Origin of the sequence: Blautia sp. JLR.GB0024 (genome assembly GCF_037000545.1) — a bacterium.
Classification (GTDB): domain Bacteria; phylum Bacillota; class Clostridia; order Lachnospirales; family Lachnospiraceae; genus Blautia; species Blautia celeris.
The window spans coordinates 607,284-631,958 of sequence record NZ_JBANBF010000001.1 but is presented as its reverse complement, the minus strand read 5'-3'; the positions used below and the strand labels follow the sequence as shown (position 1 = coordinate 631,958).

General features: G+C 45.0%; 21 protein-coding genes. 4 read left to right on the top strand and 17 right to left on the bottom strand.

Translation table 11 applies throughout. The features are described 5' to 3' along the window. Positions 1 to 38: 38 nt before the first annotated feature. The 7 genes from V8Q34_RS02875 to V8Q34_RS02845 all read right to left on the bottom strand — a co-directional run bounded on the left by V8Q34_RS02875 (position 39) and on the right by V8Q34_RS02845 (position 11,933). Entirely contained in the window at positions 39 to 3,389 is a 3,351-nt protein-coding gene (locus tag V8Q34_RS02875) for a response regulator (protein WP_335834764.1), read from the bottom strand. Continuing rightward, positions 3,386 to 4,660: an ABC transporter substrate-binding protein gene (locus V8Q34_RS02870; RefSeq protein WP_335834908.1), complete on the bottom strand. Its 1,275-nt coding sequence runs from the start codon at positions 4,658 to 4,660 to the stop codon at positions 3,386 to 3,388. The genes V8Q34_RS02875 and V8Q34_RS02870 overlap by 4 nt, the downstream gene beginning before the upstream one ends. 89 nt (positions 4,661 to 4,749) lie before the next feature. Continuing rightward, positions 4,750 to 7,008, bottom strand: coding sequence for a diguanylate cyclase domain-containing protein (locus V8Q34_RS02865; RefSeq protein ID WP_335834763.1), 2,259 nt, complete (start codon positions 7,006 to 7,008; stop codon positions 4,750 to 4,752). Continuing rightward, positions 7,005 to 8,693 carry a bifunctional diguanylate cyclase/phosphodiesterase gene (locus V8Q34_RS02860; RefSeq protein ID WP_033140358.1) on the bottom strand — a complete coding sequence of 563 codons (1,689 nt, stop codon included), beginning with the start codon at positions 8,691 to 8,693 and terminating at the stop codon, positions 7,005 to 7,007. The genes V8Q34_RS02865 and V8Q34_RS02860 overlap by 4 nt, the downstream gene beginning before the upstream one ends. A 147-nt stretch (positions 8,694 to 8,840) precedes the next feature. Then, on the bottom strand, positions 8,841 to 10,595 hold the full coding sequence (locus tag V8Q34_RS02855) for an FAD-dependent oxidoreductase (RefSeq protein WP_335834762.1): 1,755 nt from the start codon (positions 10,593 to 10,595) through the stop codon (positions 8,841 to 8,843). Further along, complete coding sequence (ahpC, locus tag V8Q34_RS02850) at positions 10,595 to 11,158, bottom strand: alkyl hydroperoxide reductase subunit C (protein WP_335834761.1); 564 nt, start codon at positions 11,156 to 11,158, stop codon at positions 10,595 to 10,597. Before ahpC ends, V8Q34_RS02855 begins: the two co-directional genes overlap by 1 nt. Before the next feature lie 193 nt (positions 11,159 to 11,351). Then, positions 11,352 to 11,933, bottom strand: coding sequence for a hypothetical protein (locus tag V8Q34_RS02845; protein WP_335834760.1), 582 nt, complete (start codon positions 11,931 to 11,933; stop codon positions 11,352 to 11,354). A 108-nt stretch (positions 11,934 to 12,041) separates the two neighbouring features. Here V8Q34_RS02845 and V8Q34_RS27490 point away from each other — a divergent pair, with 108 nt between their 5' ends. Beyond that, positions 12,042 to 12,200: a DUF6783 domain-containing protein gene (locus V8Q34_RS27490; protein ID WP_442893842.1), complete on the top strand. Its 159-nt coding sequence runs from the start codon at positions 12,042 to 12,044 to the stop codon at positions 12,198 to 12,200. Here V8Q34_RS27490 and V8Q34_RS02840 read toward each other — a convergent pair. The 5 genes from V8Q34_RS02840 to V8Q34_RS02820 form a co-directional block, all read right to left on the bottom strand. After that, positions 12,190 to 13,161 (bottom strand): hypothetical protein, encoded by a 972-nt coding sequence (locus V8Q34_RS02840; protein WP_335834759.1) that lies wholly within the window; start codon positions 13,159 to 13,161, stop codon positions 12,190 to 12,192. The two genes, V8Q34_RS27490 and V8Q34_RS02840, sit on opposite strands and share 11 nt — an antisense overlap. A 241-nt stretch (positions 13,162 to 13,402) precedes the next feature. Beyond that, positions 13,403 to 14,665, bottom strand: coding sequence for a radical SAM/SPASM domain-containing protein (locus V8Q34_RS02835; protein ID WP_335834758.1), 1,263 nt, complete (start codon positions 14,663 to 14,665; stop codon positions 13,403 to 13,405). A 1-nt stretch (position 14,666) separates the two neighbouring features. Further along, complete coding sequence (locus V8Q34_RS02830) at positions 14,667 to 14,834, bottom strand: hypothetical protein (RefSeq protein ID WP_335834757.1); 168 nt, start codon at positions 14,832 to 14,834, stop codon at positions 14,667 to 14,669. Between the two features lie 22 nt (positions 14,835 to 14,856). After that, positions 14,857 to 15,381 carry a hypothetical protein gene (locus V8Q34_RS02825; RefSeq protein WP_335834756.1) on the bottom strand — a complete coding sequence of 175 codons (525 nt, stop codon included), beginning with the start codon at positions 15,379 to 15,381 and terminating at the stop codon, positions 14,857 to 14,859. A gap of 23 nt (positions 15,382 to 15,404) precedes the next feature. Next, a complete protein-coding gene (locus tag V8Q34_RS02820) occupies positions 15,405 to 16,298 on the bottom strand; it encodes a tetratricopeptide repeat protein (RefSeq protein WP_335834755.1) in 894 nt (297 codons plus the stop codon). Positions 16,299 to 16,605: 307 nt separating this feature from the next. Between V8Q34_RS02820 and V8Q34_RS02815 the strand changes: the two genes are divergently transcribed. Then, complete coding sequence (locus V8Q34_RS02815) at positions 16,606 to 16,911, top strand: helix-turn-helix domain-containing protein (RefSeq protein ID WP_335834754.1); 306 nt, start codon at positions 16,606 to 16,608, stop codon at positions 16,909 to 16,911. On the opposite strand, the gene V8Q34_RS02810 is transcribed toward V8Q34_RS02815, so the two are convergent. Then, positions 16,908 to 17,156 (bottom strand): hypothetical protein, encoded by a 249-nt coding sequence (locus V8Q34_RS02810; RefSeq protein WP_335834753.1) that lies wholly within the window; start codon positions 17,154 to 17,156, stop codon positions 16,908 to 16,910. The two genes, V8Q34_RS02815 and V8Q34_RS02810, sit on opposite strands and share 4 nt — an antisense overlap. After that, positions 17,156 to 17,500, bottom strand: coding sequence for a hypothetical protein (locus V8Q34_RS02805; protein ID WP_335834752.1), 345 nt, complete (start codon positions 17,498 to 17,500; stop codon positions 17,156 to 17,158). Before V8Q34_RS02805 ends, V8Q34_RS02810 begins: the two co-directional genes overlap by 1 nt. Before the next feature lie 187 nt (positions 17,501 to 17,687). Here V8Q34_RS02805 and V8Q34_RS02800 point away from each other — a divergent pair, with 187 nt between their 5' ends. Further along, a complete protein-coding gene (locus tag V8Q34_RS02800) occupies positions 17,688 to 18,737 on the top strand; it encodes a hypothetical protein (protein WP_335834751.1) in 1,050 nt (349 codons plus the stop codon). Positions 18,738 to 18,908: 171 nt separating this feature from the next. Beyond that, entirely contained in the window at positions 18,909 to 20,123 is a 1,215-nt protein-coding gene (locus tag V8Q34_RS02795; protein WP_033140363.1) for an FprA family A-type flavoprotein, read from the top strand. 45 nt (positions 20,124 to 20,168) lie between these two features. Here V8Q34_RS02795 and V8Q34_RS02790 read toward each other — a convergent pair whose 3' ends face one another. The 3 genes from V8Q34_RS02790 to V8Q34_RS02780 form a co-directional block, all read right to left on the bottom strand. Next, entirely contained in the window at positions 20,169 to 20,834 is a 666-nt protein-coding gene (locus V8Q34_RS02790) for a helicase associated domain-containing protein (RefSeq protein WP_227210162.1), read from the bottom strand. Positions 20,835 to 21,172: 338 nt separating this feature from the next. Further along, the gene (locus tag V8Q34_RS02785; RefSeq protein WP_033140365.1) at positions 21,173 to 22,006 is read right to left on the bottom strand and encodes a tyrosine-type recombinase/integrase; all 834 of its coding nucleotides are present in this window, start codon (positions 22,004 to 22,006) and stop codon (positions 21,173 to 21,175) included. A 69-nt stretch (positions 22,007 to 22,075) separates the two neighbouring features. After that, on the bottom strand, positions 22,076 to 24,673 hold the full coding sequence (locus V8Q34_RS02780; protein WP_335834750.1) for an ABC transporter permease: 2,598 nt from the start codon (positions 24,671 to 24,673) through the stop codon (positions 22,076 to 22,078). Positions 24,674 to 24,675 lie beyond the last annotated feature (2 nt).

Here is a 24,675-nt window from a genome sequence, read left to right as displayed (position 1 = left end):
ATACAGGCATGCACCCCTACAGACTGTACATCCGGTTTTCAGTCTTCCTCCCCCAGATACTGATACAGCAGCTTATCCAGTGCCTCAATATCTATGGGCTTTGCAAAATGGGCATTCATACCTGCCTGGGCAGCAGCCTGTGCGTCTTCGGCAAAGGCATTGGCTGTCATGGCTATGATGGGTATCTTTATGGCATCCGCACGGTTCATCCTGCGTATGGCCTTTGTGGCCTCATAGCCGTCCATCCGCGGCATCTGGATATCCATCAGTATCATGTCATAATACCCTTCCTTGGAATCGGCCACCATCTGCACCGCTTCCTCACCGTCACACGCCTCCTCTATGACAGCTCCTGATTCCCCGATCAGTTCGCGGGCAATCTCCCTGTTGATCTCATTGTCCTCCACAAGCAGAATCCTCTTATCTGCGTAATCCACGGAAAGCACGGGACGCCTGATCTCCTGCTGCGGTTTTTCCCCGCTCAGTTCTCCGAGAAGGCCGCACAGCTTTGCATGGTAAAAGGGTTTTGCCAGGAATGCCGTGACACCGGCCTCTCTGGCCTCGCGCTCTATCTCAGACCAGTCATAGGCGGTGAGCACAATCACCGGTGTGTCTGCCCCTATGACTTTCCGGATACGGCGGGTAACCTCAACGCCGTCCATATCCGGCATCTTCCAGTCCACGATCACCAGGCCATAGGGATCTGCCGACTTCTCCGCCTGCAGCACATAGTGCACCGCAGTGTGCCCGTCCGTGACAAATTCAGCACGAAGTCCCATGTCATCCAGAAGTTCCGCCGCGTTTTCACAGATCATCCTGTCGTCATCCACCATAAGGCAGCGCACGCCGATCCATTCCCGGGGTACTTCCTCCTCCCCGTCCTCCTGGAGTTTTAAGGGAAGTGTCACCGTAAATACGGAGCCTTTCCCCGGTGTACTCTCAACCCGGATGCTGCCATTCATGAGATCCACCACGTTCTTTGTGATCGCCATTCCAAGCCCGGTTCCCGTAACCTTGCTGCTTGTGGAATCCTGGGCACGCTCAAAAGGCTGGAAAAGTCGTTCTATGAACTCCTCCTTCATGCCGATTCCTGTATCGGAACAGCAGAACACATAATTCAGATACCCCTTGCGGGCCCCGGCCTTCTGTGTCACGGTTACATGGATACTTCCCCCTGCAGGCGTATATTTTATGGCATTGGAGAGAATATTGATACATACCTGCTGGACCCGCAGGGGATCCCCTATGACCTTCTCATTTTTCAGCTTCGTAAGGCTTACTTCCATGGTCAGCCGGCCGGCATCCGCCTGGGGTTTTAAAAGCTCTGTCAGTTCTGATAAAAGCTCAGCAAAGTCAAAAGGCTCATATCTCAGAGAAAGCTTTCCGCTCTCTATCTTTGACATATCCAGCACGTCATTGATCAGACTGAGCAGATGCTTGCTGGACAATCCTATTTTTTTCAGACACTCCGCAACCCGGTCCCTGTCATTTAGATGGGCTGCAGCGATGGCGGCCATACCAACAATGGCGTTCATAGGTGTCCGGATATCATGGCTCATATTGGACAGAAACTGACTTTTTGCCCTGCTGGCAGCCATGGCATTGTCAAGGGCGCTCTGCAGTGCCTGGCGCTGCTGTTCCTCCTCATGACGCTGCTCGTCGATCCGGCGGGAGATGAGGATTGCCAGCTTATCCTCCGAATAGGGATTATCCACATGGATGATCTGTGTGGATGTCCAGTGGTAGACCTCATCCGTAAGCCTCTGCCTGGCTTCTAAGAATATCTCCTTTTTCTCCTCCAGTATCCCTCTTAAGTTCTTAAGGGCAAACCGCTTGATATAATCGTTCAGACTCTCCTCATGTATGGTGGGCAGCATATCTTCAAAAAGCTCACTGTATGTTTTCTGTTTTCCAATATTTAGCTTCAGCGCCGGGTCTATATACACAAAACCAAGCGTGTCCCGGGTAAGATTGATCCGGATGATCACAGGATAGGCATTGGAGATTGCACCCACAAGAGTCAAGCGTTCCTGAAGTTTTTCCCTCTCCTCCGCCTCTGCCCTCAGTTTTTCATCCGTTACATCGTGAAACGTTGCAATCAGAATGGGATTTTCATTTTCATCCAGGGTTCTCTCCACGATTCCACCGGCCCAGAAGTAGCTGCCGTCCTTTTTCAGCACTCTGTTTTCAAAGATATGCTTGTTGTCTCTGCCCTCAGATTCTTCTGCGGGCATGATGACCTGCTCATACTCATCCGGATGGATGATTTCCCGAAGGCTGATACCTTTCGGTGCATTATTGGGCGCATTGTCAGGGTAAGCCAAAAGCCGCAGCCCTTCCCGGTTAAGGGACATCAGGTGATAGGGCTTCTCCACGGTCATAAGCGCAACACCCTCGGGAATGGCATTGTACAGATGTCCGATGTAATTGGCCTGGCTTCTCAGCCTTTTGTTTGCCTTGTTCAGATGCCGCAGATAAAATGCCACCAAAAGGAAAATCCCGGCCAGTATGCTTATGATCAGCACCATGGAGCGCATCAGGATAACATTGGTCTGGGCGTCCACCACATGCTTTGGTATAATGGAGATCAGATACCAGTCTGTATTCAGTTTCAGAGGTGTATAGCTGAAAACCGTGTCCTCCCCCTGATAGTAAAATACCGCCCATCCGGTGCGGCGTTCCCCCAGAGACTGCCTGAACTTGGCAATACTGTCCTCCTCATTTTTGGACACGGGGAGCATGTCAAACAGATTCTGCACGGTCTTGTTGCTGTTCGGGTGAGGAGATCGTATGAGCACATCCCCCTGTGTATTGACAATATAAGAAAAACCGGCGTTGTTGTAGAAGGACAGACTGAAGCTGTCTATGATACTCTCCACCTCATACTGCTTTACAAGATATCCCGTGGTGCCATCCTGAAGGCTTACCCGGACAAACAGTTCAAAGACATTGACACCGGTAACACTGCTGATATGAGGGTCCAGAATTCCGGAAGCCATATCCGTGTCCTTAAGCTCTGTCTCCACGCTCTCATCCTTCCCCGACCCTTCAGGGAGGCAGGTGCCGTCAGACAGATACAGTTGTACCCCGTCTTCTATCTCACTGTAATTCCCTATAACTTCAGTCAGTTCTTTTGTCTGCTCCCTTTTGTATTCTTTCAGGTAACCGGCTATGGTGTCCATGGACTCATAATTTTTCTCCAGCTGAACTTTCAGTGTGCCGCATCCCTGCTGTGTACTCTCCATGATCGTGTTGATGGACTGTTCCCAGAGCTGCTTTTTGACCCCCTGCACAAAGAGAAAGGTAAGGAGCAAAAGGGCCGCGCCCACAACGAATGCAGCCAGTGCTGTCTTTTTTCTGATGCCGGAAGTTTCATTCTTCTGCTTCACTGCAATCCCCTTTCCTCTCTGTTCTGTTCATCCAGCCACTCCATGGTCTCAGAAAGCGTCTCCCCTGAAAGCAGTTTGACTGAAACCTCTTTCGTCCACTCCCATATGGGAAGTTCCAGCATACCGTCTGTTCCCAATACCGTCCTTCCTGACTGGTAACAGGGGATCAGGGGCTGGATTTCCTGGACAGATGAGGGGCTTCCCTCTTTCAGAGGACTGAAGGAGGATTGCTGGTCCGCGAATTTCTGGATATTGTCCGGCCTTGTAAAATAATCCACGAATTTTAATGCGGCCTCCATATGCTCACTGTCCGCGTTCACACTCAGCCTGGTATCCGCATTGATGACCAGAAGGGAACCATCCTCAAGCACCGGATAGGGATGCACTTCAAAGTCAAATTCCGGCTTTCTGTTCTTCACCCTTGTGGCAGCCCAGGCTCCGGTCAGCATAAACGGGGCTTCTCCTCTGACAAACTCCGTCAGATCGTCTGAGGTCTTGTTTGTCTCCAGAGCACTTGCCCCGTCAATATACCCTTTTTTGAGAAACGTCTCTGCCAGGGAAAAACCGGATGAAAGATATTCGCTGAGCATGGCCTTTCCCTGATTGAGTTCACCAAACACCTCCGCCTGGCTGCCGTCCCGGTATGCAGAATAAAATCCTTCTCCGATGGCCAGTGTCTTTAAAGAGATGTCATTGTTGGCGATCACAGGTGTGATACCCTCTTTGACAAATGCATCACAGACCTGTTCCCACTCCTCAAGATTTTCAGGGACTTCCTGCTCATGGTCCTTTAAAAGAGTCAGATTACAGTACAGCCCAAAGGCAGAAACCGTGGTGGGCAGCCAGAAAATACCCTCTTCATCTTCCATCTGGCTCCGCATGATATCCGTATAGCCGGACACAGCATCCAGAGCGGACAGATCCGCCAGTTTCCCTTCCTTCTTCAGCTCCAGCACGGCATCATGGTTCACCATAAACACATCATCCCCTTTGCCGGCATCCATTCTCTTTTTTAGAGCCTCAAAATATTCACTTCCCTTCAGACTCTCATATGACACACGGATATCCGGATTCTCATCCATGAACCCGGATATGATTTCTTCAATCACCGTAACGTTTTCAGGCTCATATTTGTTCCCGAAAAAGGTTATGGACGTCATATTTTCGGGCAGATCCTCATAATTTGTAAGCATGTTCTTTTCGCCGCATCCGCCAAGCAGAAAAACTCCGGCCAAAGCTGCTGCCGGGAACCGTGCCTGCATTCTTCTCATCATTTTATTCTGCACTCCTTTGCTTCCTATACGGTGTAACTCTGTTCACATGTATTTCATTTTAGCACAAGAGTGCGTATTGTGCAATCTTAATCCTGTTCCGCATTTTTGTAAGCAGTGATGTCATGGCAGCTCACCATTACGGCCTCCTCCCCCTTCCAGGCAACCAGGCAGGCCTCCGCAGCAGTCCAGATCTGAAACCGGGGGTTGTAAATCTCCAGCTTCTTATTGACACAGGTTTTACTGAGTTCCCGCATGGGACAGGATGGACAGGGTCTGTCCCGGCGCATGAAAACCTCATAGCACGGCAGGCCGATATCTGCATTCTCACAAAATTCCTTTGTCCTTTTGTTGATGAATAGCAGTCTGTGTGTCCCCGGGTCTATGACATAGATCCAGGCACTCTGGTTGTTCAGGAGGTTTAAAAGTCCCTCCGATTCCTGCTTCAGCGCATCTTTTACCCGGTCCTTCAGCAAAAAAATACTCAGGATCTCAGAGATGAACACTAGGGCGTCTATCTGCTCCCTGGTCCAGTAACGATTCTGCCGGCATTCGTCAAATCCCACATATCCTTTGATTACACCATTGTCACGGATGGCACACTGAAGCAGAGATTTTATCCCCTGTGACGCCAGGATATCATAATAGTATTTTGGCAGTGTACGGATATCGGGACAATAGAATATCCCCTCCTCATTGAAATTATCCAGATAATTCCCGCTCAGTTTATCCTCATAGGATACGCAGCTCAGTTTATCCTTCTGTGGTTCGACTCCCTCATTGCACCACTCATAGGTATTGGCGCAGCATCTGTCATTTTCCGTATTTTCAAATATATAGACACGGCTCACATCATACTGCTGTCCCACAATTTCCAATATGGAGGACACGGCATTTTTGATTTCGCCGGAGTCGTAGAGAATGTGGAATACGTATTCAGCCAGACGAGTGTTCTGCGTGGTACCGCCGGTGTTGGAATCGATGGTTTCGCTGACGACGGAGCGCGGTCTTGCATTTCTTGGATACTCTCCTGCTGTATTCTCATCATATATGAAGTACCTGTTCTTTCCCTCATTTTTCGCCTGATATAATGCCCGGTCAGCTTTCTGGAACAGAGTGGTGAAATCCCTGCCGTCCCGGGGCGCCAGAGAGATACCGATGCTGCAGGAGACTGCCGCCTTCCCGTCATGACCTGCCTGGATCTCATACATCTCCCGGATCATCTTCCAGGCACCTTTTTCCACATTGGTGAGATCATGCATATCTTTCAGGAATACAATGAATTCATCCCCGCCGATACGCCCCAGAATATCCGTATGACGGAATACATGCTTCATTCTTCTGGCTGCATCGCTGAGTATGGCATCCCCGAACAGATGACCCATACCGTCATTGATCTCCTTAAAATTGTCGATATCCAGAATCATCACAGCACACAGCTCATCCGAAGGCATCGTATCCAGATATCTCCTGATCTGGGACTGGACCGTCATTTTGTTATACAGGCCGGTCAGCGCATCCCGCTCCGCCCGGTTTAGAAGGGACTGGGACTGCTGTTTCTCCTGGTCGATATCCAGGATGATCCCGATTACGCGGATGGGGCTTTTGTTCTGGTCAAACTGCACCGTGAGACGCAGTTTCCACCATTGGTAACGGTGTTCCCTGTTCAGGATACGCAGTTCCTCCTCCACATAGGATTCTCCCTTCAGAATACTTAAATAAATCCTCTTCAGCTTATCAAAATCTTCCTCACAGAGAATGCTCCGTGTCTTTTCCCTGAACAGCGCCATGACCCCATTCCTGGGAATATTCCAGTTAAAAAGCTTTTCCATGTCCCTGGAATATTTTAACTGGTCCTTCACAATATCCCACTCAAAGATAATGTCATTCGTCTGGTTCATGATAATATCATAGCGCTCCAGAGTCAGGCGCAGCTCCTCCTGGGCCTCCCTCTCCTGGGTGATATCAATGATGATACAGTAAAAGGAAGGACATCCGCCGCATGGATCCTCGATGAGCTGTCCCTTGTCCAGTACCCATATGATATTACCGTTTTTGTGCCGTACACGGTACTCTATATTTTTTGTCTTTCCCAGAGCCATCTGGCGCTTTACCTCAAGGGCAGTGGGAACCCGGTCTCTCTCGTCAACCATCTCCCAGAAATGGTCATGGAACCACTCCTTTATCTCCTCCCTGGTATATCCGAACATGGATACAAATCCGTCACTTACCTGCAGAAGTGTAAGCTTCTCATCATAAAGGCACCGGAAGATACCTCCCGGCACGTTATTGGTGAGAACTTCCAGGTCCTCCGCAGCCTGTCTGAAACGCAGTGTGCTTTCGTTCACAAAAGCCTCCTCCCCTCCTGAGACCCGGCAAAATAGAGGCTTTCAAATTCACGGGCACATACAGGCCTTCCGAACAGATATCCCTGTATATAGTCAGGTGAAGCCTGCATGACCGTATCATATTCTTCCTTCGTCTCCACACCCTCCACACAGACTTTCAGGTGGATGATATGTGCCAGTTTTACAATGTATTCCAGAAATATGTATTCATAGCTGCCCTTATTCAGTCCTCTGATAAAGCTGCGGTCTATCTTGATAACATTTGCCGGAAGCTCTTTCAAATGGCTCAGGGAGGAGTATCCGGTCCCAAAATCATCTATGGCGATTCCGTACCCCATGTCATGCATATCCTTAAACTCCTGATTCAGAAAATGCAGATTGGGCACCCAGCAGCTCTCTGTCAGCTCCAGAATCAGATTCTTTGCGGATACTTTGGGAACATGCTCATTTTTCAGATATTCCAGCAGCGCATTTTCTTTGAGCTGGATATAAGACACATTGATGCTCATGGTGAAATCCGGGTCATATTTCTGCCACTCCCGGCACTGCTTTGCGCCCTCCTCCAGGACCCATTTTCCTACCTGGATGATCAGGTGGTTCTCCTCCAGAAGAGGGATGAATTCCATAGGTGAAACCTCCCCATGCTTCGGGGAGTGCCAGCGCAGCAGGGCTTCCGCCCCCACAACCCTCTGGTCTTCTGTGTCAACCTGAGGCTGGTAATACAGCTCAAATTCATTGCATCCATGATTGACACAGGCGTGCAGGCTCTCCTGCAGCTCCATGATCTTACGCTTCCTGTCATACATTTCCCGGGAGAAGAACACAAGCTGGTTCTTTCCGTTCATTTTCGCAATCTCCACTGCGTTTTCCGCGTGCCGGAACAATTTCTGGTAGGTTCTTCCGTCTCCCGGAATCATACAGGCTCCCGCGGAGATAGATATGAGCAGCGTCTGCCCGTCCACTGTGAAATGGTTTGCCACAAACATCTGGATATTCTCGTAAATCTCCCGGATGCCCTCCCTCGTCCCGCCTTCCATCAGAAAAGCGAACTCATCCCCGTCCAGGCGGTACATCTGGCAACCCGGAGGCAGAAGTTCGGAAATACGGGTGGCGATCAGGTTCAGCGCCCTGTCACCAAAAGCATAGCTGTACTTCTCATTGATATTTTTAAAGTTATCAATATCCAGCACCACAATAACGCCCTGCATATGCTTTCCGCACTTTAAGATCTGACAGATATCATGTTCAAACTGGTTTCTGTTCATAAGGCCTGTCACATTGTCGAATTTGTTCTGTTTTCCGATATTGGAAATCCTGCCCATCATAAAAAGGGGCCGGTTCTGTTCATCGGTCTTCACCTTGCCCCTACACGACACCCATATGATTTGTCCTGTTTTCTTGTAGACCCTGTACTCCATATCGTGATATTCCTTGGCACCGTCCTGTATAAGCTTAAGGTCCTCAAGCCAGAGCTTCAGATCCTCAGCCACCATGACGCTCCCCCATACAGAGACCACATCTTCCTCTATACTGCGGTCAATCTGAAAATCTTCATATGCATTTTCCGATATGTAAAAGGCCCCGTGCTGAATATCCCACATATACAGGTAGTCATCCGTTGTCTCGGACAGCAGGTCCAGAAAAACACCGGCTGAAAATTTTTCTTGTTTGATCAAATTAGGCATACCAACCTCCTGTGTACCTTAATAAATATATTATAACTTAATTTAAAAGGCATTACCAGGTGGTTTTCTGTAATATTATGGTCTTTTGTGCACCAAAACAAGAGCAGAAAACGTCCTCTCGGCATTTTCTGCTCTCCGTCATACGGTTCAGTTCCCATTCTCACTGAGAATCGCCGCAAGATCTCCGATTCCTTTTTTTCCAAAGAAAACCTTCTCATCATTGAGGATCATACAGGGCACACTCATCACCTTATACTTTTCTTTGAGTTTCGGGAAATGGGCCAGGTCGAACATCTCCGCTTCCACATATTCGGATACAGCCGCCGCTTTCTGGGCGGACATGACTGTCTCCGGGCACATGGTACAGGAGAGGGAGACCAGCACCTTTAGATTGACCGGGCGGTCCAGCTTTTCAATCTGCTCTTTGATCTCCTGCTGAATCTCCTGGCCCGGTCCGGCAACATTGTAAAGGGCAATGACAAAGGAATTAAATTCATGGCCCCCCGGCACACCGTGAAACTGGATACCGCTGCTTCTGCCGTCCGGATAACACAGCTCTATGGAGGGCAGGATTCGGCCTTCTGCCGATTCCCCGGCTTCCGCCTTTTTCCAGGTCAGCTTATCGCTCATTCCTTCCAGCTCCCGGAGAAATCCTGTGATTTCTCCTGACAGAGGTTCCTCGTTCAGCCAGGCTTTTAGAAGTACAGGCTGACTGAACTTTGCAAAGACACCCTGCAGCTGCTCTCTGACCTGGCTGCTTAAAAATCCATCGCCGCTATTCTCTGCCGCTGCAGGTGATCCTGTCTTTCCGGCGGTTTCTGCCTTTCCGGACAGCTCTTTCCTTGCAGCGATTTCTGCCTTTCCGGACAGCTCTGTCTTCGCAGCGGTTTCTGCCTTTTCCGCCTGCTGCACTTTTCTTTCGGAAACCAGTTCCGGGATGCCCAGCTTAGCATGAAGCTCAGATACCGCCTTTTCCAGGGATGCAGCAGCGGCCGCCCCATCGGACACAGCGGTCACGACCTGACGCAGGTTCTTAACACACACGTCTCCTGCTGCGTAGACACCGTCCAGATTTGTCTTCTGGTCATGATCTGTGAGCAGATACCCATGGGCATCCTTTTTTACTTCCGGTCCGATCCAGTCTGTATTCGGCACATACCCGGCAAATACAAAGACACCGAAGCCCGGGTCGTCCCCCGCTTCATGGACCCACTCTTTTTGTGTCCGGTTATTTCTGAATCTGGCGTAGGTGACTATATCTTGGCCGCCCACCTCCAAAAGCTCTGTCTCAAAGAGTACTTCTATATTCCCATAGTTTTCCAACTGGTCAGAAACCGTTCTGGCACAGGAAAATTCATTTTTCCGCACAATTATGGTAACTTTTTTCGCGTATTTGGTCAGGAAGATTCCTTCCTCCACAGCGGCAAATCCGCCGCCGATCACAAAGACATGAAGGCCTGAGAAAAATTCCCCGTCACAGGTGGCGCAGTAGGCAACACCCCTGCCCTGAAACTCCCGCTCTCCTTTAAATCCCAGCTTGCGCGGATTCGCGCCGGTTGCCAGGATTACACCGAGGGCTCTGTATTCCCCTTTTGTGGTGCGGAGAATCTTGATATCACCCGTAAGCTCCATGGCAAACACTTCCGCAGCGGCGAACTCTGCACCGAAATTCTCAGCCTGGCGGCGCATATTCTCTGTCAGCTCTTTTCCGCTTGTTTTTACAATACCCGGATAATTTACAATCTCTGCGGTTATGGTGATCTGGCCGCCGATCTCCGCTTTTTCCAGAACTAAAACTCTGTATTTTGCCCGTGCCATATACAGAGCGGCAGTCAGTCCGGCAGGACCGCCGCCTACAACCGCCAGATCATATAGATTCTCCTCTGCTTTTACAGCATTCATCAGAGCAGTCCGACCAGGTCAAGGCTCGGTTTCAGAGTTTCTGCTCCGGGCTGCCATTTTGCCGGGCAAACCTGGTCGCCGTGTTCGGCTACAAACTGGGACGCCTGAACGCGGCGGAACAGTTCATCTGCATTTCTTCCCACATTTCCGGCGATCACTTCATATGCCACGATTCTGCCTTCCGGGTTCACAATGAAGCTTCCTCTCTCCGCCATACCGTCCGCTTCAATCATTACTTCAAAATCTCTTGTCAGAGCGCCTGTGGGGTCTGCCAGCATGGGATACTTGATTTTCTTGATGGTCTTGGACGCGTCATGCCATGCCTTATGCACAAAATGGGAATCACAGGACACACTGTAGATTTCGCATCCGATTCCTTTAAATTCTTCATATTTATTTGCCAGGTCTTCCAGCTCTGTGGGGCACACAAAAGTGAAATCCGCAGGATAGAAGAAGAATACGCTCCACTTTCCAAACACATCCGCCTTGGATACTGTTTTAAAATCTCCGTCCACATAGGCCTGAACTGTAAAATCTCCGATTTCCTTGTTAATTAATGACATATACTGCCTCCTTTATGTTGTGGTTTTCTGGTTTTATTATGGTCTGCATGGTGTCAAATCATTCCCGCTGTTTTTATCTCTTTGTATAAAAAACTATATGTGGGAAGTACCATGTATAGTTAGTTATCACTAACTATGTGTCAATATAACAGACTTCTTCTCAAAAAACAAGTGGATATATCAGGAAGTTCTCCTATCTGCGGACAGCCATGACTACTGTCAGACCCAGCATGACCAGCGCTGCCATCAAAAGAGGCACCATCCCGTCATAAAAGCCGGCCCTGCTGTCCAAATGATAATATCGCACATAACAGATCAGGCTGATAACTGCCGCGATACCGGTCACCACTATAAAAACAGCCGCAATTCCCCATGTGAAGCTCTGGTAAGCGTACAGGGCATTGATCTCTGCCAGCGTGAGCATGACCCAGCCTACAATCAGTATCAGTTCTGTAGTCACAGGTCTTTGAAAGAAAAACAAAGTGACTGCCATAAGCAGAAAATAAGCCGCGATTCCGCCCCACAGCACAATACTGTCGGAGAACAGTTCCCGGCTGCGGTTTTCAACCCCCATCCCTCTTAGCATCACGACAACAGACAGGATACCGGACACCGCTGCGGGTATCAGCAGCCATCCTGACCTCATCCCCTTCACGGCATTCTCCGGCCGAAACGCCAGCATCCACCACGCCAGATAAAATACACAGCAGACAATGAGCAGTATATTTCCCAGGAATATCTGTTTCAGATACAAATCATAGCTGATCATTCCCATAGAGAATCTCCCTTCTTTTTACTTCACGTCTTTTTCAGGCTCCATATATTCTTTGGAGCCGCATTTCGGACACCGGATGATCTTTCCCTCCACTGGTTTCGCTTTAATATGTTCTCCTGTAAAACAGGCATCAATCTTGTATTCATATACAGTATACCACATTTCTGTTTATTTGAAATATTATGTATGAGAAATCACAATCTATCTCCCACAAATTGTGGCGCACAGCTTGCCGAAAGCAATTCTCAAACACACTCTAGTCTATAACGTAATGACTGTCATTTATATAATTATAATTGCAATTGACATATCGCTTTCGTGTATATCGTTCGGGATGTTCAACAGAATCATAGCAATATTCAATTCCCATTCCTGATTTATTAGAAATTGAGGATAATTCTGTATCTTTTTCTCTGAAAATGCTATTATTGACGTAACAAAGTGAACAAGTAATAGGATTTATCTCGACTATGTCAATAAACTCTTTGCCATCCTCTATAAAACATCCTACGTCAAGGACATAATTATGCGGAAAATTATCACATGACGAAATTATATCAACTAACTTCTGTGCATTTTTCAAAAGACTGGCTGGTACATTATGCTTTACAGAATGTAATGTTCTTGATGAATTACGTATTTCGTTTTTTATAACTATATGTCTGGATTCCATGTTTCCAATCGAATCTGTTTTTATATCATAACATTTTGAGAGCATGATATCCTCACTATGAGAAACACCATAAGTCTTTAATAAATCCTCTAATCTATTATCACCATTCCATAATATCGCTGAAGCGATGACCGCGGAAAAACCTTTCCGCCTGGATTTAACAAAAATCCTCTCCTCTTTATTTAATAAATCTATTATATCCTGGGATAAATTTCTTTTTAAAATATCTTTATAATTCACAGAAAATATTTTTCTTCGCGACGAAACCGTATGTTCCCAATACAGGATATGAAGAATATCCTCTTTATCCTCAAGTAATAGGGCTCCATGGTGTTTTAATATATCTAATCCATGGAACATATTTTCATATGTTGAACGTAAAACAACACGTTGTTGCTCAATGCTGACTGATTGTCCAAATTGATCTGTGACGCTTTCATTTTCCAAATCACAACACAAAAATTTATTTATCCTTCTGGCATATCTGGCTTGAATATTGAAAGATTCCTCTTTCTGCATCACAGTTAATTCCTGTAAGATAAAACAATACCACATATTTACAGACCTCCTCTCTATAAAACGATAAGGCGAAGACTTATAAAAGCCTCGCCTTATCATTAAATAAAAGTAACTGCTAATCCAGCCAAACCGTTACAAACGCAATTCTCAACATGTCATTGGGGGACACTTTTTACAAGTAGCCAGACAACTCATTCCCGCAGTACGCTTTTTACAATAAGACTTTGGGGATGTTTTTGCTTTCTGTATCACTTTCATTATTTCACCTCCTGATTATTTATTGAAAGTATGCAATTTCCAGATATTTTTTTAGTGATTCCTCTGTGAAACCACATACTGACTTTTTAAGATGAGCCTTTTGAAATTTACAGCCGCCAAAACAAAGAGGTAAGAATACACATGTATTACATTTTTCGTCCGCAAATGGATCGTTTGCTACAAACTTGGAAATATTAGTGTAATTCATACTATCCGGCTCTAAAATGTTAAAACATTTATACTCTTTTCTCCCAACTTCATCCCAGCATTTGTAAAAATCTCCCAATTCATCAATCACATAACAATTCTCTGTCTCTGCTGTGCAAAAACAGTATCGATCATCCATAACAGCAAAATCTTCTGCTGACAGGCTTCCTTCTTCGCATGTCTTCATGGTAAAGGTTTCAAATTCTTCCGTTGTCATGAAATCACTCAATTCATTGACCACATCTTTATTTAAATCTTCAACAGGTGATGGATAAATTTCTATATTGGGATTATTCAATAATGAAATTTTTTCCTTTAACTTTTTAAAATCACCATAATTATGACGATCTACATTCATTCGTACAACTACTTCTATCGGTGAGTCTTCAAATAAAGATAAGTTTTTCATTATATGATCAAAAGTTCCATTTCCATTTCTCAGTGGTCTGCTCTTATCATGATGCTCTTTTAACCCATCTAAAGTAATCTGAATCCTGGTAACACCTACTTCATCCAACATTTCAATAATGTCTTTCTTCAGTAAATATCCGTTTGTCACCATATGCATACTTAACATACAGCCCTTCTCTTTTGCAATACCTGCGATTCGCCCCGCCAATGATTGAAGCACATCTATATACAGAAGCGGCTCTCCGCCATACCAGGATATATCAAGTTTTTTAATACCCTGTTCTACAGAATTCTCGATGAATTTTATAACAGCATCCTGCACCTCCATACTCATCTTCCCCGGACGTCTGTTTTCATAACAATAGGGACAGGAAAAATTACAATCCAATGTCGGTGCAATTGTTAAAAAAAGCGTATCGTTAGAAAATTTGGTTTTATAATGAAAATATTTCAAAAAACCTTTCTCATCAAAGCTTTCTTTGATTAAAATTCCATTTTCCACTAATTGCGTCCTGATATCTGTATCCACTAAAATATCGTTTTCAAATTGTTGATACTCATCTGCTGTTAAAATAATCAATGCTTTACTAAATGTATTGTATATAACTACTTCATTATCTTTTCGCTTAAAAACGAAGTTAAAACAAGACTTCTTATAAGACATATTAATCCTCAACCCATCCGGTTCCATCACATGCTCTGCACTCTACCTTTCCTTCGCCCTGGCAGTAATAGCAGGTTTCTTTTTGAATCCTTCCGTCTCCACCACATCTGGGACATGTCATTTTACCGTCTCCGCCACAGTGCCTGCATATATGCATCTCTTTCTCCATATCTATTCCATCCTTTCCATTATCAACGAATCACTTCATCCAAAATGTGCATTAATGCCCCGTAATAGCTGTTTTCTTCTTCCTGTTTTCCTTTACTTCCGCCAAGACCACGTAATGCTCCAACGGCTCCTCCAATTGCCCCGCTGACCAGAGACATGCCCGGAGACCAATTTCCCTCTTTTCCAGCATTTTTCCATCCTTGTTTCAAGGCTGCGCCTGCAGCACTTTTTGCGTTTATCTTTTTCAAGTTTTTACTTTCGCCAAAATCTTTTGCAGATACAAAAGCTATTGTCCCCTGTCTTTTTATGCTGATTGCAATGTTATAATAATCTTTTTTGTGCTCAGGATGATATAAGATCAGACAATCATCCACACTTGAGTTTAACATTCCGCCTGATTTGATTTTTTCGCTGGCAAAAGCCACAGGAATCTGATATTGATTTGCTTTATTGCTTATTGCGTTCTGGATTGACTGCAGAGTAATCCCTGTCCCATCCGGATAACGATATGTAGGTCTGAATTCTCTTAAATCCTTTTCTTTTAGCATTTTCTTTCTCCTTTTATAAAAAACTATCCAAACAGCCTCTCACGGTCTGCCCATGCTTCTATATCATTGGTATCTACAGTGATGTTATAATTATTAACTATTTCCTGAAACCATCTCAGTTCATGTTCATTTCCATATAAATATGCACTATATAGAAAATATGCGGCCAGCTTAGCTATCTGCTGTGTCGGACTTTCACAAATCAGAATGTTTTTATAAAAATGCCCCAATCGGCTGCATGCTTCACATATTTCATCTTTGTCTCTGGCTCGATTAGCAGCTTCAACATATAGATTTTCTATAATATCATTAAATTTACTCTCCGCTTTCCGCCGTTCCTCCGGAGTATACCTGTTTTCTATAGAAAGTTTGTCTCGTTTCCACTCATAAATCTGTGCCAATCCCAGTAAACCTTTTGGATTCTTCTGTTCCGCTGCCATCTTATACCATTTAAATGCTTCATCAAAATTTTCATCACATCTGTACTCTAATCCCAATGCCGCCTGCGAATCTCCGTCACCGGCCTCCGCCGCCCTTTTATACCAATATTTATACTGTTCCCTGTCTTCTCCATAACCACCATATTCAGTATAGCCAATGGCAATTGCTGTCATAGCATCCACATTGCCCTGGTCAGCCAGCAGTGTAAGCCACCTCAAAGACTCCTCCATATCTGTACCGCGAAGAGAAACTCCCATCCAATACTGCGCTTTTTTGTCTCCTCCATATGCAGCTTTTTCATAAATCCGGATTCTTGCGGCATCCATTCGCGGAATAAGCGAGGGGTCATTGCTGTTCCACATCTCCTGAATTATATCTTTTGCCCAGGGTTCGTGATTATCATTGGCTCTCACAATATTGACAAAATCAGCGCTTACACGGTCATTCTGTTTTACAAATCTGCTCAAAATCCCCATACATTCCTCCTATCAACGTACTGTGATAAGCTTTCTTACCTCTCTTCAAACTCATTGCATGCTCTCGAATCCGGATCAACATATTTCTCTTCCACATCGCAATACCCGGATGAAGAACAATGTTTACAGTCTCCACAAGTCTCATGGTTGTACATAACTATACCCTCCTGTAAAAATTTATAAATGACTCATATTTCCGTGGTAAGTTAACTATTTTGCTATCTCGTTAAAATTATACGATAAAATCAATTATAATACAACACTAATTCGTATAAAATTAACGATATAATACAAAGGCGGTGAAATTATGATAAATGTTTTAGAGCGTATCACCTACTACAGAGAACAGAAAAACTGGAGTGAGTATCAACTTGCCGAAATGTCCGGTTTAACCCAGTCCACTATCTCATCATGGTACAGAAAAAATATGATTCCCTCCATTCCTTCTTTGGAAAAAATATGTAATGCCTTTGGTATTACACTCTCACAGTTTTTTGCATCGGATAATGAGGATTTTTCGATAACAGATCTTCAAAGAAAATTGTTAGTTGAAGCAAACCGTCTCTCTGAACAACAGCAGACTGCTCTAATTCACTTTTTTAAAACCTTTTAGTGATAAATACATTCCGCAAACAATCGGAATGCATACCTAAACCCTCTGACAAATCCGGCCTCTTCGCCTGCCGCGGCAATAGAAAAAGCTCTGTCTCTGATTTTTTTATATTCCTGCTCATCCATCTTATCTTTTTCCGCCTGCACGATTTCCAGCACCTCGTTGCGCAGCAGCAATCCTATATTGTCCTGCTCCTGCTCATCCTGTATGAATCTATCGTACAGTTTTCTTATCTCCTCGTTCATCACGCATCCTGCTTCTTTCGGAAATACACAAAAAGTTCTATATAATACAACTCTTCAAAATTTATCCTGTTCTTAAAATTGATAAGTGACAAATAAAAGGTTGTCTCCCTCATCCGAGCTGCACTGCCATAGTGCCCGGCATCTTTAGAATAGATAACACTATCATTTCTGTCACAAAAATTCACCCCCACTTCATAATCACCATCACTTTGTTCTGTTTTTATGGAATGGCTTACCATCTTTCCATAAACAGACATTTTGTCTTCTGTTTCATCATATCTGGCAGTACACCCCTCCAGACCAATACCATCCATGCCGGAAGCCTTTTTTATATAGATGTTCATTCTTACACCTCCTGATTCTATTTATATACTGTGATTTCCCTGTGTGTAAATATAGAATATTTCACATATGGTAACGGTTCATCCTTTTGGTCAATAACTGATATTCACCCATTAAAAATGCTTTATTTCTATTTTTGAAATGCATTTTACTGTTTTTATGTTATGATAAAAGAAAAAGGAGAGCAGCATGGAATTTATCACTTTAAAGATGATAAAAGAACGGCTATGTGGATCAAAACAGGAAAGGCCTGTTCTTACATCTCTGGAAACATGGAAAGATTTAAAAACGAACTGGCAGTTTATCAACATATTTTTTGGACATGATCTTTTAGATTCCTCAGAAATGCGGTTCCTAAATGACGATTATAATAAAAATCAAAATATCAGTAAGCTTATGAATGGTCACGGATATGACGGTTCTACAAAATCCGGCCTGGTTCATTTTCTGAAAAATATTTTAATAAAAATATCAAATAATAATGAACTGTTCCTCGATTTTGAAAACACTGTGGCATCGGTTCTGAAAAAATACACATTTCAATCAGATATATGTATTGAGTTTCTGTCTGATATCCTGGAAAATAAATCTTATGAAATTCCAGATTCACTCAGAAACTATCTGAAGTCCATTTACCAAAAAAATGTGTCTCGCTGCCTGGCCTGGCTACTTTTACTGGCGTTTCTGGGTCCGCAGAATATACGGGTGCTTGGTGATATATGGGTAGGTTCATCCTCAGCCTGCACTTTGCAGTCACCTGCTGTATCTTCTACGGTGTCCCGTATAGAGTTGTCGTCTTTTCAGATTTTCGCCTCCTGCGGCCGGGAGGAAACTGTGGAAACCCTGGATTTCTCAGAAAACAGCTTAGCTGTTCATCTGAATTTTGAACCGGTACGGCTCCGTCCCGAAATCCCGGACTGGGCCAGTATTGCGGCTATCATCCCTCCGACAAATTACTGCGATTATCAGTATTTTGAGTTTGATATATGTTCTTTACAACAGGATATTCAGAAAGTACAGTTGGAAATCAAACCATCCAAAAAACAATGGATGCATTTTACGTATGTTATTCAAAATATAAACAATTCATGGCAGACTGTTACACTTCCGCTGCATCTTGCAGAGCAGCGAACACTGGAAATCGTGGAGGAAATCTGTTTTGTGGTAAAAGGAGGCTATTTCAGGGATTCCCTGCATCTGTGTGGATCCTATCAGCTTAGAAATATACAATTTAAATAATCAGATATCGGAAATCTGATACACAAATCTCTGATTCTATTGATTTTTACATAAAAATGTTATATCCTTTTATAGGTTAGAAAATTCTAACATATAAAAAAATACATATTTTATCTGCCGCCGTCACACCTATGGCGGCGGGCTGTTTCTCTACGAAAGGAGCAATCACTTATGCACTGCACGCGAAAACTGAACGACACAATAAGCTGGGTTGGCGGCAATGACCGCAGGCTGGCACTTTTTGAAAATCTGTTTCCCATACCGCGGGGTGTTTCTTACAACTCCTACCTGATCACAGATGAAAAGACGGCTTTGATTGACACTGTGGATGCCTCCATCTCCCATCAGTTCCTGGAAAATATTTATTATGTCCTGGACGGACGTCCTCTGGATTATCTGGTGATCAACCATATGGAGCCGGACCACTGCGCCAACATTGAAGAGCTGCTGCTGCGTTTCCCTGACCTGAAAATTGTGGGAAATGCAAAAACTCTGGCATTTGCAAAGCAGTTTTACGATATGGATATGGAGGGAAAGACCATAACGGTGAAGGAAAACGATTCCATCTCTCTCGGCGCACACACACTTCGTTTTTATTTTGCGCCCATGGTTCACTGGCCTGAAGTCATGGTAACTTACGAGGAGAGCGAGAAGATTCTTTTCTCCGCAGACGCTTTCGGAAGCTTCGGTGCCCTGAACGGCCATCTGTTCAGCGATGAGGTGGACTTTGACAAAGACTGGCTGCCTGACGCGCGCAGGTATTACAGTAATATTGTGGGAAAATACGGGGTTCAGGTCACATCCGCGCTGAAGAAGCTGTCAGGTCTTGATATCCGTATGATCTGCCCGCTCCACGGTCCTGTCTGGAGAGAAAACCTGGAATATCTTCTGGATAAATACGCACACTGGAGCAGCTATCAGCCGGAGGAAAAGGCGGTTGCCGTATTCTACGCTTCCATGTACGGAGATACGGAAAATGCAGCCGATATCCTGGCCGCCGGACTGGCGGAGGCAGGTGTCAGAAATCTTGCCGTTTATGACATCTCCAACACCCATGTCTCCACATTGATCGCGGAGGCCTTCCGCTGCAGCCATCTGGTGATCGCGTCGCCTACTTACAACGGCGGCATCTATCCGGCAGCACTGAATCTGCTCCATGATATGAAGGCACTGAATCTGCAGAACCGCACCATCGGACTGATAGAAAACGGTACCTGGGCACCGACCAGCACCAAACAGATGAGAGCACTGCTGGAAGAAATGAAACAGATGAAGCTGCTGGAACCTGCAGTTACCATCAAATCCGCTCTTAAGGGAGATTCCATGGAAAAACTGGAGGAACTGAAAGAGAGCATTCTTGCCTCCCTGCAGTCAGTCTCCGAATAAAGAAAAAGCAACCGGGCATTCTGCCGCAAAGCAGATGCCCGGAAACTATAGTCTCCAAACCATAGAGATCCTGTCTAATGCCTGAATCTGTCCTATATCCAAATATTTCCTTCCCTTCACACCGGCTCGCCGTTCTCTCTGAACAGATATCCATTTGCCAAGTTTATCACCGTTTTCTGTCGTATACTTTAATGGAACCAATAGACTGCCATGTACCCGGTAATATTCCGCTGCCAGTGTATACCAGTAAAACCAGTCATTTCTTTTATAGCAGCTCCAGACCATGCCGCAGTGTTCCAGGTCCTGTACCTGTTTTTTTGTGAGCTTTCCGGCCTTGCGCTTTTTTCTCTGCTCTCTCACCCAGTAACCCAGCCTATACCCATCCACAGTAAAGGCAGTATGTACTTCCAGATTTCCATATTGCAGGTAATAATTCTCTGCCATATATATCCATTGCTCCCATGAAAGTCTGTTCTCCAGTTTCCATACCATGCCAATCTTCTCTAAAGCAATCACCTCATCAGTATGGATCATATTGTCATGAAGTCCGTTATAGCGGGCACGCTGCCTTTCAATCCAACGTCCCAGACTGTAGCCATCCATTGTCTTATATCTGCCAGGCACAAGCAGATTCCCCTTTTCTTCATAATAAGCCTTTGCGCATCCATACCACTCATCCCATGTTTGTTTCTTATAATTACCAGACGCCATATGATTCTCCTGACTGCCCGGGCTGTACACAATCTGCAGTCCGGTTTTCAAAAAATTTATGGCATTTTATACCTGGATACATAATGTCAATTATGTCATCAAGCGGTTCCTATCAGAAACTTTTTTCGTAACCTATAGCCACGAACTTTATAAAAAAGGACACAGAAACAACGCCGTGTTTTTTTGATCCCTGCGGCTTTATTTTTGTGCTCTTTTTTATTTTTGAGACGAATGATTCAGGTTTTTGTTGTATTTTGTTGAGCTGTTATTTTACCTGTGTTATAATAAATACCGTAAAAATCTATGTAGGTGTTTTATTATCGGAGACATAATTGACATTATGTCATGAGACATATCTGTACGCGTTCCAGGCAATCCCTGTGGAGCCTGCCGTTTTCTATCGTGTAGATCCGGGTGGTATTGATACTGCTGTGTCCAAGCAGATCAGCCAGCCGCACGATGTCCTTTTCAACCCGATAAAAAGTCCGGGCAAATAGATGGCGGAGATTATGCGGAAACACCTTACATCTGGCTACACCTGCCCTTGAACACAATCCTTTCATATCTCTCCAGATATTTTTGCGATTTAGAGGTTTTCCATTTTTTCCAATAAATACACTGCCTGTCTTGAGACAGGATTTTTTAATATACTTTGACAGTATCTTCTGTACTGTGGCAGGGATAAAAATAACACGCGTTTTATTTTTACAGCTTACTACAGCTTTTCCCTCCCGAACTGCCTCCACTGTAATATACTCCAGTTCACTGACACGGATTCCGGTACCGCATATGGTCCGCAGAACAAAAGACAGCCGTGTATTTCCAGCAGCTTTTACAAGACGCTGATATTCCTGACAGCTCAGTTCTTTTTCTTCCTTGGCAAAAATCTGTCTCTGTATTTTCAATAATTTCACACAACAATCCTGCTGTCCAATATAGCGCAGAAAACTATGAAGTGAGATCAGCATGGAATTTACACTGGCCGGTGCATACCTGTCAGTCAGATATTCTTTATAGGCAATCATCTGTTCTTTGCTGATGCTGCCTGTATTTGAAAATCTGAAAAAGGAACGGACATCCCGCAGATACTTTTCAACCGTGGCCCGGCTTTTTTCTTCTTTTGTCAGATACCGTTCAAATGACATAAGGCTGTTTGTACTGATTTTATTCATAATCTACCTCCAGAGAATAATATTCTATGTTATCATTCCCATTCTGCAGATAACCATTCCTGACTCCTTCTATTCCACCTTGTTCATCTGTTCCATGATTTTTTTCGTCTTCCAATCCTTTGATAAACGGCCGGCCAGCAGAATACAAAGCAGAACTGCCATGAAGGAAATACCAAAGAATGCCGTATAATCAAAGTGGTACCCGTGCCCGAAAGCCCTCATATCCGACTGTCCATAGAGGTATCTCAGTACCGGAACAGAAGCCAGATACGCCAGAGCCACACCGAAAACCCCAAGCATGATATTTTCGAATATCATCATACGGCGGATCATTTTCACACTCATGCCTATGGCGCGGAGCATACAGATTTCCTGGGTTCTGATTTTCATCCGGTAGCTTAGGTTGTTGGTCACATTGATCAGTACCAGGATAAAAGAGATCACCGCAATGCCCACCACATATACCATCTGTTTTCTGAAAAGCATCTCGTTTTTACGGATATCTGACATCATACTCCGGGTGGAGATTCCCTGAAACCGGCTGCCAAGCCGGATCAGCCGTCTCTCCAGTTGTTCCCGGTCATCCTCTGTCAGATTCTCTTCCCCGTCCATGTACATGCGCTGTATATGACTGTCCGGACAGAGTTTTTCCACCTGGTCATCACTGGTGATCAAAAGCGGATACACCGTGATATTACAGTCATACATGTACGCAAAAGAAACGATTGCTGCCACCTTATACGTCTTATAGCTATAACTGCCATCCGTATCTGTCAGCTGTTCATAGGCCATATGATTCGTATCAAAATCCTGACGATATTTTATCCGGATCTCATCCCCTGCCCGGTACTGCATAAGCGGAGTCCCCTCCTTATAATTGCCGGGGTACTTATTTTTCTTTTTTGTGTCATCCATATGCAGAACGGAAAGGATGACCTCATTGTCTTTCAGCCCGTTCTCGTCAAATTCTCCGTCTATGACATACTTCTTAAGCTCTGCCAGCGCGTTTTTATTATACCCATACAGGACTGATTTATAGATCTGGTCCGTACCGTCATTTCCGGCTAGGGGATAATGCCGATTTTCAAGAACCGCCTCGTTCATCTCATCATAATATGTGTCGTTCCGTTTCACCTCTTTATCATCAACCACCCGGACCGGAATCCCTGACTGTGTTTTTACACTGCGTATTCCATCCAGGGACGCAATCTCCCCGGCAGTCTCCCTGGAAACCCCATCATATGCACTTCCTATGCTGAGTGTTCCCATCTCATACTGCCCGTTTAAATAATACATTTCCGCGGTATCTTCCCGGTAGTGCTGGGCTATATTCTTCTGGTAGGCCAGGCCTGTAAACAATGTCACGCCGGCACATATAGTCAGCACTACAAATACGGAGGTCTTCTTCTCTTTCAATATATATTTATTTCCAAGAGAATACAGCGTATAGGTCCTTCCGTGTCTGTCCCCGTCCTTTTTCCAATGAAAATGCCTCATGGAAAAGACACTGTCCTTCTCCTTGTTGCCATAATTGGCGATCAGATCCGGCACCGGTTCCCGCACAATCTTCTTTCCTGTAAAATACCCCACAATACCGATGAGCAGCGCTATGGCGGCCAGACAGATTCCGATCTGCAGAAAAGGGATCACCGGAGCAAAGGATACCTTTTCATTATTCAGATAAATTTCCTGGCTGCTGTCTCCTGACAATTGGGAAATGAGCAGCGCTATGACGGCTCCCAGAATGCCTCCCACCGGAATACTGAAGAGGAATATCTCATACAATTCTGATAAAATAAGCCTTCTTAGCTGCCCGGACTGCATCCCTATGGCCCTGAGTATGCCGTAGGGGTTTCTCCTGGACATCATGGTAATCTGAAAGATACCGTAAAAAATGATCATGGTGATCACCAGCAGAACACTGATAAACTTCAGATCCGTCAGCCATAATCCCGGCAAATCTTCCCTCCCCGGACATTTCTTTACCTGCTTTTTCTCGATACCCAGTTCCCGGCAGACAGCCTCCACCTTTTTCTCATAATTTATCCCATCCTTGAAGCGGACAAATACGGAATAATTGTCTTCTCCATCAGACTTTATGGGCGCGTAGAGCATTTTCACCCCGTATTTTTTATTACTCGGCACATCGGACAATATCCCCACCAGGTCACATACTTCCGTGCTGCCGGCCTTCTCATCATATATCTCTATTTTTTCCCCGCATACAGGCTCGATTCCCATATTTAACAGCGCCCACCGCTCTGCTACAATCTCATTTTCCGCCTCCGGCAGACGCCCTTTTTCCACAACTGCTGTCAGTGTGATGTACCGGTCATCCCCTCTGTCCAGATGATTATCCGGGGAATCCTTCTGATATTCCTGATACTGCAGCTGTCTCAGCGCATACCACTCCAGCTCCGGGTCGGACGCCAGCATTTCCACCTGACTGCTGTCAATCTCAGATATACTGCAGTCTGCATCTGTAAAAAGCATTTTCCCCTGTATATTTTCCATCTTATGATTCGTATGGACCAGGATCAGAAGGGATGTGATAAGTATTATGCTCAGTACAAAACAGAAGAATAATGCCAGCGTGTTCTTCTTATAACTCTTCATAAACCGGTGCCGCAGACACATTCTGCTGTCCGTCTCTTCTCTTATTTCCATTG